15 protein-coding genes and 1 pseudogene are annotated in these 13,343 nt (G+C 42.7%); 14 read left to right on the top strand and 2 right to left on the bottom strand.

Going from position 1 to position 13,343, the window contains the following annotated elements; genetic code table 11:
• Positions 1-22 precede the first annotated feature (22 nt).
• The 4 genes from pstC to pstB (NYE43_RS12490) are packed head-to-tail and all read left to right on the top strand — an operon-like array spanning position 23 to position 3,459.
• The gene (gene pstC, locus NYE43_RS12505; protein WP_024122067.1) at positions 23-952 is read left to right on the top strand and encodes a phosphate ABC transporter permease subunit PstC; all 930 of its coding nucleotides are present in this window, start codon (positions 23-25) and stop codon (positions 950-952) included.
• Complete coding sequence (gene pstA, locus NYE43_RS12500) at positions 952-1,836, top strand: phosphate ABC transporter permease PstA (protein ID WP_024122066.1); 885 nt, start codon at positions 952-954, stop codon at positions 1,834-1,836. The genes pstC and pstA overlap by 1 nt, the downstream gene beginning before the upstream one ends.
• Positions 1,837-1,856: 20 nt before the next feature.
• A complete protein-coding gene (gene pstB, locus NYE43_RS12495; protein WP_341062084.1) occupies positions 1,857-2,666 on the top strand; it encodes a phosphate ABC transporter ATP-binding protein PstB in 810 nt (269 codons plus the stop codon).
• A gap of 10 nt (positions 2,667-2,676) precedes the next feature.
• A complete protein-coding gene (gene pstB, locus NYE43_RS12490; RefSeq protein ID WP_024122064.1) occupies positions 2,677-3,459 on the top strand; it encodes a phosphate ABC transporter ATP-binding protein PstB in 783 nt (260 codons plus the stop codon).
• 31 nt (positions 3,460-3,490) lie between these two features.
• On the opposite strand, the gene NYE43_RS12485 is transcribed toward pstB (NYE43_RS12490), so the two are convergent.
• Together NYE43_RS12485 and NYE43_RS12480 are read right to left on the bottom strand one after the other, a co-directional pair.
• The gene (locus NYE43_RS12485) at positions 3,491-3,952 is read right to left on the bottom strand and encodes an endolytic transglycosylase MltG (RefSeq protein ID WP_024122063.1); all 462 of its coding nucleotides are present in this window, start codon (positions 3,950-3,952) and stop codon (positions 3,491-3,493) included.
• A complete protein-coding gene (locus NYE43_RS12480) occupies positions 3,949-4,302 on the bottom strand; it encodes a hypothetical protein (RefSeq protein WP_255003496.1) in 354 nt (117 codons plus the stop codon). Before NYE43_RS12480 ends, NYE43_RS12485 begins: the two co-directional genes overlap by 4 nt.
• A 179-nt stretch (positions 4,303-4,481) precedes the next feature.
• On the opposite strand from NYE43_RS12480, the gene NYE43_RS12475 reads away from it, so the two are divergent.
• From NYE43_RS12475 to NYE43_RS12430, 10 genes and pseudogenes are all read left to right on the top strand, one after another.
• On the top strand, positions 4,482-4,952 hold the full coding sequence (locus NYE43_RS12475) for a hypothetical protein (RefSeq protein ID WP_341062080.1): 471 nt from the start codon (positions 4,482-4,484) through the stop codon (positions 4,950-4,952).
• Complete coding sequence (locus tag NYE43_RS12470) at positions 4,949-6,034, top strand: glycosyltransferase family 4 protein (RefSeq protein ID WP_106020103.1); 1,086 nt, start codon at positions 4,949-4,951, stop codon at positions 6,032-6,034. Before NYE43_RS12475 ends, NYE43_RS12470 begins: the two co-directional genes overlap by 4 nt.
• Positions 6,035-6,118: 84 nt before the next feature.
• Positions 6,119-6,268 carry a 50S ribosomal protein L33 gene (gene rpmG, locus NYE43_RS12465; RefSeq protein ID WP_003153056.1) on the top strand — a complete coding sequence of 50 codons (150 nt, stop codon included), beginning with the start codon at positions 6,119-6,121 and terminating at the stop codon, positions 6,266-6,268.
• An 82-nt stretch (positions 6,269-6,350) separates the two neighbouring features.
• On the top strand, positions 6,351-6,914 hold the full coding sequence (locus NYE43_RS12460; protein ID WP_341062076.1) for a 5-formyltetrahydrofolate cyclo-ligase: 564 nt from the start codon (positions 6,351-6,353) through the stop codon (positions 6,912-6,914).
• Between the two features lie 66 nt (positions 6,915-6,980).
• Positions 6,981-7,154 carry a hypothetical protein gene (locus tag NYE43_RS12455; RefSeq protein WP_024122059.1) on the top strand — a complete coding sequence of 58 codons (174 nt, stop codon included), beginning with the start codon at positions 6,981-6,983 and terminating at the stop codon, positions 7,152-7,154.
• Between the two features lie 88 nt (positions 7,155-7,242).
• Positions 7,243-8,766, top strand: a complete 1,524-nt coding sequence (gene yqgP, locus NYE43_RS12450) for a rhomboid protease YqgP (RefSeq protein ID WP_341062075.1) — start codon at positions 7,243-7,245, stop codon at positions 8,764-8,766.
• Between the two features lie 126 nt (positions 8,767-8,892).
• Positions 8,893-9,109: pseudogene (locus NYE43_RS12445) on the top strand (YqgQ family protein).
• A gap of 10 nt (positions 9,110-9,119) precedes the next feature.
• Positions 9,120-10,085: a glucose kinase GlcK gene (glcK, locus tag NYE43_RS12440; RefSeq protein WP_044154564.1), complete on the top strand. Its 966-nt coding sequence runs from the start codon at positions 9,120-9,122 to the stop codon at positions 10,083-10,085.
• Positions 10,086-10,202: 117 nt separating this feature from the next.
• On the top strand, positions 10,203-12,119 hold the full coding sequence (locus tag NYE43_RS12435; protein WP_341062072.1) for an LTA synthase family protein: 1,917 nt from the start codon (positions 10,203-10,205) through the stop codon (positions 12,117-12,119).
• A gap of 81 nt (positions 12,120-12,200) precedes the next feature.
• Complete coding sequence (locus NYE43_RS12430) at positions 12,201-13,331, top strand: M14 family metallopeptidase (RefSeq protein ID WP_213418749.1); 1,131 nt, start codon at positions 12,201-12,203, stop codon at positions 13,329-13,331.
• The last annotated feature ends 12 nt before the right edge of the window (positions 13,332-13,343 follow it).

The following is a 13,343-nucleotide window of genomic DNA, read 5'->3' as shown; positions in this document are numbered from 1 at the left end:
ACATTCATAGGAGTGTAAAACAATGATAAACAATAGAGAAAATATGTCTGTGAGCGAACGTTTAATCAGCTCAAGGCAAAATAGGCAATTGGATGAAGTTCGGGGAAGAATGATCGTGACAGCCTGCGCGCTTATAATGATAGCGGCATCTGTGGCGATCACCATTTTCCTCGGCATTAAGGGGCTGCAATCTTTTCTTGTAAATGGTGTAAGCCCAATTGAATTCTTAACGAGTCTGAATTGGAACCCAACAGATTCTGATCCGAAATACGGAGTGCTGCCTTTTATCTTTGGCTCATTTGCAGTAACGATTCTCTCCGCTCTCATTGCTGCGCCGCTCGGCATAGCAGGTGCGATCTTTATGACAGAAATTGCGCCGAATTGGGGGAAGAAAGTGCTGCAGCCGGTGATCGAATTATTGGTCGGCATCCCATCTGTTGTTTATGGATTCATAGGTCTTACAGTATTGGTGCCTTTTATTGCTCAGTTCAAAACGAGCGGAACAGGACACAGTTTATTGGCGGGAACGATTGTACTTTCTATTATGATTCTGCCGACGATTACATCTATCTCAGCTGATGCGATGGCATCACTTCCGAAAAGCTTAAGAGAAGGTTCTTACGCTCTCGGTGCGACAAGATGGCAGACCATTAGAAAAGTGCTCATTCCTGCAGCTTTTCCGACATTAATGACTGCCGTTGTCCTAGGTATGGCGCGTGCGTTTGGTGAGGCTCTGGCTGTCCAAATGGTCATTGGAAATACAAGAGTATTGCCTGAAAGTCTGTTTGACACCGCAGGAACATTGACAACCATTATTACGCTGAATATGGGCCATACCACATACGGAAGCGTTGAAAATAATACGCTGTGGTCAATGGGACTTGTTCTGCTGGTGATGTCATTCTTATTCATCCTGCTTATTCGCTACTTGTCATCTAGGAGGAAAGTGTAATGAACCGCAAATTAACAGATAAACTGGCGACTGGAATGTTCGGTTTATGCGCAGCCATTATCGCCGCGATTCTAGTCGGTCTGTTTTCCTATATTATTATTAACGGTGTTTCTCAGCTCAGCTTTGATTTTATTACGACAAAATCAAGCGCCATTGCCGCAGGAGGCGGGATACGAGACCAGCTGTTTAACTCCTTTTATATTCTGTTTATCACGATGCTGATTACCATCCCGCTCGGAGTGGGCGGCGGAGTGTTCATGGCGGAATACGCGCCTAACAACAAAGTGACAGATTTTATCAGAACGTGTATTGAGGTCCTTTCATCTCTTCCATCAATTGTCATTGGGATGTTCGGCTTACTGATGTTTGTTAACCTGACAGGCTGGGGATATACGATCATAGGCGGGGCGCTGGCATTAACGGTCTTTAATCTTCCTGTTATGGTGCGTGTGACAGAAGACGCGGTCCGTTCAGTCCCTAAAGATTTGAAGGAAGCATCGCTCGCTTTAGGTGTTTCTCGCTGGCATACCGTAAAAACCGTTTTAATACCAAGTGCGATCCCTTCCATCATCACAGGTGCCATTTTAGCGTCAGGAAGGGTGTTCGGGGAAGCGGCGGCTTTATTATTTACAGCAGGGCTTACAACGCCGCGCCTCAATTTTGCAGAGTGGAATCCGTTTTCTGAAACATCGCCGCTTAATATTTTCAGACCCGCTGAAACACTTGCGGTCCACATTTGGAACGTAAATACGCAAGGGATGATTCCGGATGCTGAAGCGATTGCCAACGGCGGTTCTGCAGTGCTGGTGATTTCAGTCCTAGTCTTCAATCTCGCGGCGAGATGGCTTGGAACAATAATCTATAAAAAGCTTACGGCAAATTAGACCGGAAAGAGGCGAAAACAATGTCTGAACAAATGGTAAAAGAAAAGCCTGAGAGTGCGGTTATGCTTCCTCAGCAGCAAAATGTGCTCGAGATGAAGGATCTGTCTATTTTCTACGGAAACAAACAGGCCGTTCGTCACGTGAATATGGAGATTGAAAAAAATGCGGTGACCGCTTTGATCGGGCCGTCAGGATGCGGCAAATCTACTTTTCTTAGAAATATTAACCGCATGAATGACTTAATTCCTTCTGCAAGAAGCGAAGGTGAAATTTTGTATGAAGGATTAAATATACTGGGAAGCAATATTAACGTTGTCAGCTTAAGAAGAGAAATCGGCATGGTCTTCCAAAAGCCGAATCCATTTCCAAAATCGATCTACCATAATATCACGCATGCATTAAAATATGCCGGAGAGCGGAACAAATCAGTGCTCGACGACATCGTGGAAGAAAGCTTAACAAAAGCGGCGCTCTGGGATGAAGTAAAGGACCGTTTGCATTCATCCGCACTTTCGTTATCAGGCGGTCAGCAGCAGCGTTTATGTATTGCCAGAACGCTCGCGATGAAGCCGGCCGTTCTGCTTCTTGATGAACCTGCTTCAGCGCTAGATCCGATTTCAAATGCGAAAATAGAAGAATTGATTACGGAATTGAAAAGCGAATACTCAATTATTATTGTCACTCACAATATGCAGCAGGCTCTGCGGGTGTCTGACCGGACGGCTTTCTTTTTAAACGGCGAGATCGTTGAATACGGACAGACCGAACAAATTTTCACAAGTCCGAAGCAGCAAAAAACAGAGGATTACATTAACGGGAAATTCGGATAGGAGGCTGGCAATGAGTATTGCTACCGAAGCTGTAAAGAAACAGGAAGTATATCAAGTCAACGGAATGAATTTATGGTATGGGGAAAACCATGCTTTGAAAAATATCAATTTGAGCATTAATCAAAACGAAGTCACGGCGATTATCGGGCCGTCAGGATGCGGCAAATCGACATTTATTAAAACATTGAATTTAATGATTCAAATGACGCCGAATGTAAAGCTTGCGGGTGAGCTGAACTATAATGGCAGCAACATTTTAAAGGATAAAGTCGATATCGTAGATCTACGCAAAAATATCGGCATGGTATTTCAGAAAGGAAACCCGTTTCCGCAATCAATTTTTGATAATGTTGCTTACGGACCGAGAGTTCACGGCATCAAAAATAAAAAGAAGCTGCAAGACATTGTAGAAAAGTCATTAAAAGACGTGGCGCTGTGGGATGAGGTGAAGGATCGTTTGCATTCATCTGCACTCTCATTATCAGGCGGCCAGCAGCAGCGTCTCTGTATCGCCAGAGCTCTTGCGACAAATCCTGATATTTTGCTGATGGATGAGCCGACATCTGCGCTAGATCCAATTTCGACGAGAAAAATTGAAGAGCTCATTCTTCAGCTGAAAAATAAATACACCATCGTTATCGTGACGCACAACATGCAGCAGGCAGCGAGGGTTTCTGATCAAACTGCATTTTTCTACATGGGTGAGCTTGTTGAATGCGACAATACAAATAAAATGTTCTCTCAGCCGAGAGATCAAAGAACACTCGATTATATTACAGGGAAATTCGGATAAAAAAAACAGGCTATTACATAGCCTGTTTTTTTTATCGTGTTAATGTTTTAACGATCTTTTTGAAGCTCATATCTGATTTAACTTTAAATTCTCCGGCACGAATCTCCTTGTGATACCCAGCGTCGATCACGTAGTCATTAAAGTCCTTAGCTGAAGAAATAATGCCTTCTTTTTCAAGAATAGCTGATACATCTGCGGTGCTCATGCCGTCTTTAATGATGAGCTTGTACGTTTTTACTTTGTTTTTCGAGTCTGAGCTGCTGTCATCGCTCAGAGATTTCTCTTTTGAGTCGAGAAGCTTTTGATATTCATCACGGTTAACAGAAACCATTTTTTTAGAATCGAGATAATTGTTCACGTCCTGCTCGGTTACTGTTTTTTGTTCTTTTACAGCAGCGGCTTGATCTTCATCTGTCAGATAAAAAACACTTGCGAGAACGGCTGTCGCTAATATGATACCGCCGGCAAATGCCTGAATGCCTCGTTTTGTCATACGAGCACCTTCTCATTATCTTTTATAATCATATTCACGTCTTCTACTGATACATGCTCAGCTTTAGCAATTGCTTCAGCTGACATGCCGTTATTATATTTAGAAAGTATTTGTTTGGCGATCTTTTGATTGATGCCGCTGTTCTTTGCTTTGCGGATCACAAGGTTTGTTTCAAGTAATTCTTCCTCAAGCACTGTCATTTTCTTTTTGAGCTTATAAATTTCCTGCATAGCAGAAAGCTGCAATGTTTCAAGCTCCTGCTCGACATCTTTCATCGGATCTCGTTGAGAATATGAGAATGCAATTAGCGCTATACTGACGATAAACAACGCAATAATAGCAATTTCCACGTTTCATCACCTTCTATTCTTTTTTTATCCTTCTTTTTTATACCATAAAACAAGTGGATTCTAAAGGAATTCGCGAAAAAAACGAGTTTTTGTCGAGAAATCTTTCTTTTCTTCCTTTATGGGTAATGGTTTAATAGGATCACCGAGCCAATGGAAGGAAAGGAGAATGTGAGAAGCCTATGGACAAACACTCATTTCCCCATAACATTCGAAGCGGGATTCCTTTTTTTAGGGACATATTCGACATGAACATCCAAAACTCTTACACATTGACAGTCCGATGGAATCTTTCAGTTGAGACGATGAAACTGGCGGAAACCGTGCTTTTCGAAAAAACGCCGGACATGATAAAAGAAATCCGTATTTTCGTGAAAAGAAACGGTATAGAAGCTGTCAGGACGAAACGCATAAAACGGGGCAAAGGGAAATGGATCATTGTTCAGGTGCCTGGTAATGCTTTATATCGCGCAGAATGCAGAATACTGAATTCAATGAATGTTTCTCTCAAACTAGCTGAAACAGAGGACATCTTTCTTGCAGAAAACGGTGTCAGCGACATAAACAGTTTCCGCAATGCAGAAATACATACCAGGTGGGAGGAGCAATTTTCTGCTTATACCTGCTATCGCACTGAGGGAAAAGGGAAATGAACATCCTTATGCTTTCATTCGAGCATCCTAATAAACCGAAAAGCGGGCTTGGTGTTCATTTGAGCCGTCTTATTTCTTATTTAAATCCGCATATCAAAATAACGGTATGCGTTCCAAGCGGTAAGCTATGTTCCAATGCGAATGTTGAAGACTTTATAGCTGATGTCAATGTCAGAATGGTTCAACAAGTGTTGTCATGCAATGAACGCTTTGATCTGATTCATGCCCATGATGACATGACGGCTCCTGCCGCTCATTATTTGAAAAAGCAGCTTGGCATTCCGCTTGCTGCAACGATCCACGGGCTTGAAAGCAGAAGGAAGCGTGCATGCAAAGAAACGCCTCATCCGTACAGGCTGCTGACGGAGAGGCTCCTCCTTGAAATTTCCGACGAACTGATTGTGTTAAGCAGTTTTATGAAGAGATCGATGAATAAGGCGTATCCGTTTCGTGAAAAAATAACCGTCATCCCAAGCCCTCTGTCTCTGCAGGCAAAAAGTGGCCTAGCTGAAAGGATTATTCATAAAAGATACTTGTTTTCGTTTGGAAGGTTTGTTCCGGAAAAAGGGTTTTCACAGCTGTTGAAGGTATTTTCTATTCTGAACAAATGCCGGCCTGACCTTCAGTTGGTGCTAGCTGGACAAGGGCCGTTTCTGGCTGCCTATAAGAAACTGGCTGAGCAATTGAGCATAAAGGAAAGTGTAATGTTTTATCCTTTTTTAAATAGAAGAGAGATCGTGACGTTACTGTCTCAATGTGAAATGGCTGTTTTCCCAAGCTTTTATGAACCCTTTGGGCTCGCTGCACAAGAAAGCATGGAACAAGGCGTGCTGACAGCTGTTTCACAGTCGGGCGGTTTTTGTGACTTTGCCGTTCATGACAAAACTGCAATTGCTGCTGATTTTTCGCAAGAACGGGAAGCGGCTGATAGGCTTCACAACATATTAATAGATGAAGAAAAGGCCCGCCGGATAAAAGAAGCGGGCAGAGAACAGGTGATGAAACTGCATCATCCACGGATCATCCAAGCATCATATTTGCAGCTTTATCAGCGTCTATCCAATAATTCATCATTTCATTGAAAAACATCCTAGCATTCCGTGCATTATAGTGGTATTATATATAAGTCTGAATAAGTAAATGATATTTAGTTTGGAGGGAAAACAATGCGCGTTAATATTACTTTGGCTTGCACAGAATGTGGTGAGCGTAACTATATTTCTAAAAAGAACAAACGCAACAATCCAGACCGCGTTGAATTTAAAAAATATTGCCCACGTGATAAAAAATCTACGTTACACCGTGAAACAAAATAACAGCATAGCTGTTTGAGGTGTAAGAAAAAAGCCAGAGCTTTGAAAAAGGTTCTGGCTTTTTTCTATTCCGAGGGGGATGGAAATGAAATCACAATTAAGAAAAAAAACAATAGAAACGTTATCAGCGATATCGAGTGAAGAACTGTCTAAGAAAACTGCGCGTATCAACAAGCATTTATTTTCACTCCAAGAGTGGCAAAATGCCAGCACCATAGCCGTCACCATTTCAAGAGGGCTGGAGGTACCGACACGGCCGATCATCGAAAAAGCCTGGGGCGAAGGGAAAGAAGTTTGTATTCCAAAGTGTGATCCCGACACGAAAAGAATGCAGCTCCGCACTTTCCAAGCGGATGATCAGCTTGAAACGGTTTACGCCGGACTTCAGGAGCCAATGATTGAGAAAACGAATGAAGTGATCCAATCACAGATTGATTTGATGATCGTGCCTGGCGTATGTTTCGATGTCAACGGCTATAGGATTGGCTTTGGCGGCGGTTATTATGATCGTTATTTAAGTGATTATAAAGGGAACACAGTTTCTTTGCTTTTAGAATGCCAGCTGTATGATCACGTGCCGCATCTGTCACATGATATCCCGGTTCAAATGCTGGTTACTGAGGATCGAATCATTTCTTGCTTTTCATAGCTTTCTCGTCCCTCCGTCAAGAATAAATAAGAAAGAATAACAAACCCTAATGGCAGGAGGGATATAATGAAAAAATTTATGATCTATGCCATTTGTGCTGTTTCTGCCGTGATGTTTTACCAAAACCGTTACCGTCTCATGAATACCGTGCTCAGCCAGCCCGGGATCAGACGGTCCTTTATTCATCTTTTTTTAAGAATCCCGTTTATCCGCAATAAGTTTATACAGCAAGCTTTTTAAAAATCCCGTTTTCACGGGATTTTTTGCTTTTAGTAGGCGTCAAGAGCACCAGCTGTTATAATGAAAAAAAACCATTGGAGCGGTAAACATGTATTTGTTGGAGTATACATATTGGAAGGTCGCGGCGCATTTAGTAAGAAGAGGGTATGGCGTCATACAATCCGGTGAATCTGATGAAATATGGCTGGAAGCACCGGACAAATCCTCTCATGATCTGATTCGCCTCTTAAAACAGAATATTGATTTTCGCCAAGAAATTGCAAGGGACATAGAAGTGCAGGCGGAGCGAGTAGAGCATGTCAGAAAGTCTATCGGCCAGCGGCATTTGAAGCTGCTGAATGTGCTGATTTCAGCGGAAGCCCCTGTCGATGACTGGGAGGAAATCGCTGAAAAGCCTTTTGAAAAGGGACAGGTATCCGTTGAAACGGCACTTGTGACTGGCACTTCGCTTCATGAAGATCTGCAGGCAGTTTTTCCCTCACTTGATGCTGTTGAATGGACGGAAGACCGAGACTCATTGGAACACGCGCAAATGGCGAAAGAACGCTTTTTTTCACTAGTGCAGAAACAAGAGGAACAGCGAAAAAAAGAAGCGGCGTTTTTCCAGAACGGAAAACCGATCTTTACATATTTGTTCATCGCGTTGCAGCTCGTGATGTTTTTCCTGCTCGAAATAAACGGAGGCAGCACCAATACGGAGACGCTTGTTGCTTTCGGTGCTAAGGAAAACGGCCTGATTGCAGCCGGAGAATGGTGGCGCCTGCTGACGCCGATTGTGCTTCACATCGGCCTTGCGCATTTAGCCTTTAACACGCTGGCTTTATGGTCGGTTGGAACCGCTGTTGAACGCATGTATGGATCAGGCAGATTTTTGCTGATTTATTTGGCGGCGGGTATCACGGGATCGATCGCCAGCTTCGTGTTCAGTCCGTATCCGTCAGCCGGTGCTTCAGGCGCCATATTCGGATGCTTAGGCGCATTGCTGTATGTAGCTGTGTCAAACCGAAAAATGTTTCTAAAAACGATAGGCACAAATATTATTGTTATTATCCTGATAAATCTGGGTTTTGGCTTTGCGGTCTCAAATATTGATAATTCGGGGCATATTGGCGGCTTGGCCGGCGGTTTTCTTGCTGCGGCAGCACTGGGTTTGCCAAAAGCAAAAGACTGGGGCAAAAAACTGGTGTCAGCGATTCTGCTGGCTGCCCTGGCCGGCGGGTTTCTCTCTTACGGATTGCATTCACCGTCCCACCAGGAGACAGCGCTGATCCGGCAGGCAAATGAGCTTTACCAGGAAGGGAAATATAAAGAAGTAACCGAATTGCTGAACGGTGAAGCAGAGCAGAAAGACGCTTCAGCTGATCTTCTGAAAATCCTGGCCGTTTCTGATATTCAAATCAGTGAATATGATCAGGCGATTTCTCTTTTGGAAAGAGCTGTGCAAAAAGAGCCTAAAGACCATGCGTCCTATTACTATTTGGCATTGCTGTATGCGGAAAAAAATGAACTTGGTCAAGCTGACGAGGCAATCAGGACCGCTGTAAAGCTGAAGCCGAAGGAGAAGCGTTACATAGAACTGCAGCAGCAAATTGAAAATAATAAAAATAAATGACTGGATGAGAAAACGTTGAATTTGCCAAGGAATGAATCCCGGGTATTTTTGTCAGCGTTTTCTTCTTGACTGGCCGGTTCTTTATGACTACGCTATTTATAGTTAAGATCAAGAATGGTGAGGAATATGAATACATTTTATGATGTACAGCAGCTGTTAAAAACTTTTGGACACATTGTTTACTTTGGTGACAGAGAGCTTGAAATTGAGTTTATGCTTGATGAATTAAAGGAACTATATATAAATCATATGATTGAGAAGGAGCAGTGGGCTAAAGCGGCAGCTGTCCTTCATAAAGAGCTGGAACAAACAAAAAAACGGAAGAGATTTACGTAAAGGTTAAGGTGATAAAAATGGATGAGATATGGTTTGCGGGAATCGATCTTGGAGGAACGACGATAAAACTCGCATTTATTAATCAATATGGAGAGATTCAGCATAAATGGGAAGTGCCGACCGATAAGTCCGGTGACACCATTACCGTGACAATAGCAAAAGCGATTGACAGCAAGCTGGATGAGCTTCATAAACCGAAGCACATCGTCAAATATATAGGAATGGGCGCACCGGGGCCAGTAGATATGGCAACTGGGGTCGTTTATGAAACGGTAAATCTGGGCTGGAAAAACTATGCTTTAAAAAATCATCTGGAAACGGAAACAGGCATCCCTGCGGTTATAGAAAATGATGCGAATATTGCCGCGCTCGGAGAAATGTGGAAGGGTGCGGGTGATGGCGCAAAAGACGTCATTCTCGTTACTCTAGGCACAGGAGTTGGCGGCGGTATTATTGTGAATGGGGAGATTGTGCACGGGATAAATGGCGCTGGCGGAGAAATCGGCCATATTTGCAGCATCCCTGAAGGCGGGGCGCCGTGCAACTGCGGTAAAACAGGCTGTATTGAAACCATCGCGTCAGCAACTGGCATTGTTAGAATTGCAAAAGAGAAAATTGCAAAAGCTAAAAAGCCGACTCAATTAAAAGCATCTGATCATTTAACGGCACGAGATGTATTTGAAGCAGCAAATGAAAATGATGAATTAGCTCTTGAAGTTGTCGATTATGTAGCTAAGCATCTCGGCCTGGTGCTTGGCAATCTGGCCAGCTCGCTTAATCCGTCAAAAATTGTTCTCGGCGGCGGCGTTTCAAGAGCCGGAGAATTGCTGAGATCCAAAGTCGAGAAAACATTCCGTATATGTGCCTTTCCGCGCGCTGCGGAAGCGGCTGATATATCTATTGCGGCGCTTGGAAATGATGCGGGCGTTATCGGAGGGGCTTGGATTGCTAAGAATGAATGGCTGAAACACCAAAATTGTTAAATTTGTGAAAATGAAATTGATTTTTTGTTATGTTCAGGTTAAGATTTAATTTGATGTGTTGATGAGAATGTTGTGAATAGACTGATTTATTTGAGCGTGCTTGCATAGGAGGTTGAAATGCGAAAAACGTTTTTTTCGATGATTTCATTTATGCTGATTGCCATTTTAATGATGTGGCTGAAAACGTATGTTGTTTACAAAACCAGTTTTCATATTAAAATTGACAATCTTACGCAGGAATTTATTCTGTTTATCAACCCATTGAGCTTTTTGTTGCTTATTTTTGGCTTCAGCCTGTTTTTAAAGGGAAGAAACAGAAATCGTTACATTATTGCCATGAGTTGTATTGTCACATTTGTTTTGCTGGCGAATATGGTTTTTTATCGTTTTTACAATGATTTCCTAACGATTCCGGTTCTTTTTCAAACAAGCAATATGGGCGATCTGGGAAGCAGCATCGGAACGCTTCTTGAGCCGACAGACCTCCTATTGGCTGTAGATATCGTGATTTTAATATGGCTTTATATGCGTCAAAAAGCCTTTCAATCAGACATCCCCTCCACGAAAAATGAACGGGCGGCATATTTTTTGTTTGTGGCTTCCGTTTATTTTTTCAACTTAGGTCTGTCTGAGGCAGAACGGCCGCAGTTATTGACACGCTCATTTGACAGAGAAATGCTCGTTAAAAATATCAGCCTTTTTAATTTTCATATTTATGACGGAGTACTTCAGTCGAAGCAATCCGCACAAAGAGCGCTGGCTGACAGCAACAGCCTGACGGAAATTGAAAACTATGTCACAGCCAATGCGAAAGATGCCAATAAGAACTTATTTGGCGCCGCAAAAGGCAGAAACGTCATACTCGTATCTCTGGAGTCGACACAAAGCTTTGTGATCAATGAAAAGGTGAACGGAAAAGAAATCACCCCGTTTTTGAATGATTTTATAAAAGAAAGCTATAACTTTAGTAATGTTTACCACCAAACCGGGCAGGGGAAAACCTCTGATTCTGAATTTATCGTTGACAATTCACTTTATCCGCTTGGACGAGGCGCTGTGTTCTTTACAAATGCGGGCAATCAATACATGGCCGCCCCGGAGATACTCAAAAATAACGGATATTATTCAGCGGTGCTCCATGCCAATAATAAAAGCTTTTGGAATCGCGACTTAATGTACGATTCATTTGGGTATGATTCATTTTTTGATATTGAATCGTATGATGTCAATGACGATAATTCAGTCGGCTGGGGGCTGAAGGATAAAGAATTTTTTGAACAGTCTTCAGAGCTGATGAAAAACCTGCCTCAGCCGTTTTACTCCAGGCTGATCACACTCACGAACCACTTTCCGTTTGACCTTGATGAAGAGGACAAATTGATTGAGGAATATGATTCAAGCAGCCAAACGTTAAACAAGTATTTCCCAACTGTTCGCTATCAGGATGAGGCGCTGAAACGATTTATCAAAAAGCTGAAGGAAGACGGGTTATATGATAACTCCATTATTGTTTTATACGGTGACCATTACGGGATATCGGAAAACCATAATGAAGCGATGGGGCAGTTTTTAGGGAAAGAAATTACACCATTTGAAGAAGTGCAGCTCCAAAAAGTGCCGTTTGTCGTTCACATTCCTGGAATTACAGACAAGAAGCCGAAAACGATTGATAAGGTAGGCGGACAAATCGATATCCGGCCGACGCTGATGAATCTGTTAGGTATTGATACAAAGAACTTCATTCAATTCGGCAACGATCTGCTTTCTGACGACAAACTGGACTTTACAGTGCTGCGGGACGGAAGCTTTATCACAGACCAGATCGTGTATACTGACGGTCTATGTTATGACAAAGCGACTGGAAAGCCTTTGAAAGAGGCAAAACAATGTGAAACATTTGCAGATAAAGCGAAACAGGAGCTTTCACTTTCCGATGAAATCATTTACGGAGATTTGTTACGATTTTATGATCAGGAAAGACTGGACAATTCGTCAAAAAGAAAAGAAAAACAAATTCTTGATCAGGCCTCATGATCACAAAGTCTCCCGTATCAAAAAATGCGGGAGGCTTTCTTTTTTAAAAAACGCCGTCATATAGTAACAAAAAGGGGGATGATGATGGCGTTTATTACGATAAAACCTGAGATCAAATACAATTTGGCTTTATTGGCAAGAGAACTGAAGATAGATGAGACATTGCTTAGAAGTGCCAATCAAACAGCACAGAAACATCAATTGTACTGTCCGGGTTATAAGATTGAAGAAAGTACTGATAAGGAGCTTCAATCCATTCAGGAAGTAAAGCGCTTTTTACACCCGCTGCAGCTGCAGCCTGCTGATGACTGGCTGGAGCAAGAAAAAATCTATGACTTTCTAGCTGCCGAAGAGGAAATTAAAAAAATAATCAATGTGTTTCCGTTTGTTTCGTGCCGGGAAATCGGACGTTCCGTTTTGGGCAGGCCGATCTGGGAGCTGGCAGTTGGGGGAGAGCATACCTCCAAAAAAGTTCACATGAATGCATCGTTTCATGCAAATGAGTGGATTACCACGTCTGTATTGCTGAAGTGGCTGAAGGAATATTGCCTTTCTTTATGTCATAATACGAATTTCTTTGGTTTTACTCCTTTGGAGCTGTTCAGCCGAACCTCTCTGTCTCTTGTTCCTCTTGTGAATCCGGATGGCGTTGATCTTGTCTTACACGGATCAGCGGGCATGGGAGACAGGAGAGATGAACTTGATAGACTAAACTGCCATCGTCCGAATTTTAATGAATGGAAAGCAAATATTAACGGCGTTGATTTAAATAAACAATTCCCGTCTTTATGGGAAATTGAAAAATACCGCAAACCAAAAACGCCCAGCTACCGAGATTTTCCCGGAACTTCTCCGCTCACAGAGCCGGAATCCATTGCGATGCAGCAGCTGATAACAGCGGATCCGCCTGACAGGCTGGTGGCCCTTCACACTCAAGGAGAAGAAATCTATTGGGGATATAAAGGCCTTGAGCCCGAAGAATCGGCTGCTGTAATAAAGGATTTTGAGACGATAAGCGGAAACATTTATAAAGGAGTCAAGGATATTGACAGCTATGCGGGATTCCGCGACTGGTTTATTCATCACTATTTTAAGGAAGGTTATACGGTGGAGCTTGGAAAAGGTCAAAATCCCTTGCCGTTTGAGCAGTTTTCACATATTTACAAGGCGACAAGCGGGATCTTATGGAGGTCGTTATTTTTTCCTGAATAACTGAAACTTTTT

It is taken from the genome of Bacillus sp. FSL R5-0434 (assembly GCF_038004745.1).
Taxonomy (GTDB): Bacteria; Bacillota; Bacilli; order Bacillales; family Bacillaceae; genus Bacillus; species Bacillus halotolerans.
Note: the sequence above shows the minus strand (reverse complement) of the source record. Positions and strands in the feature narration are given on the sequence as shown.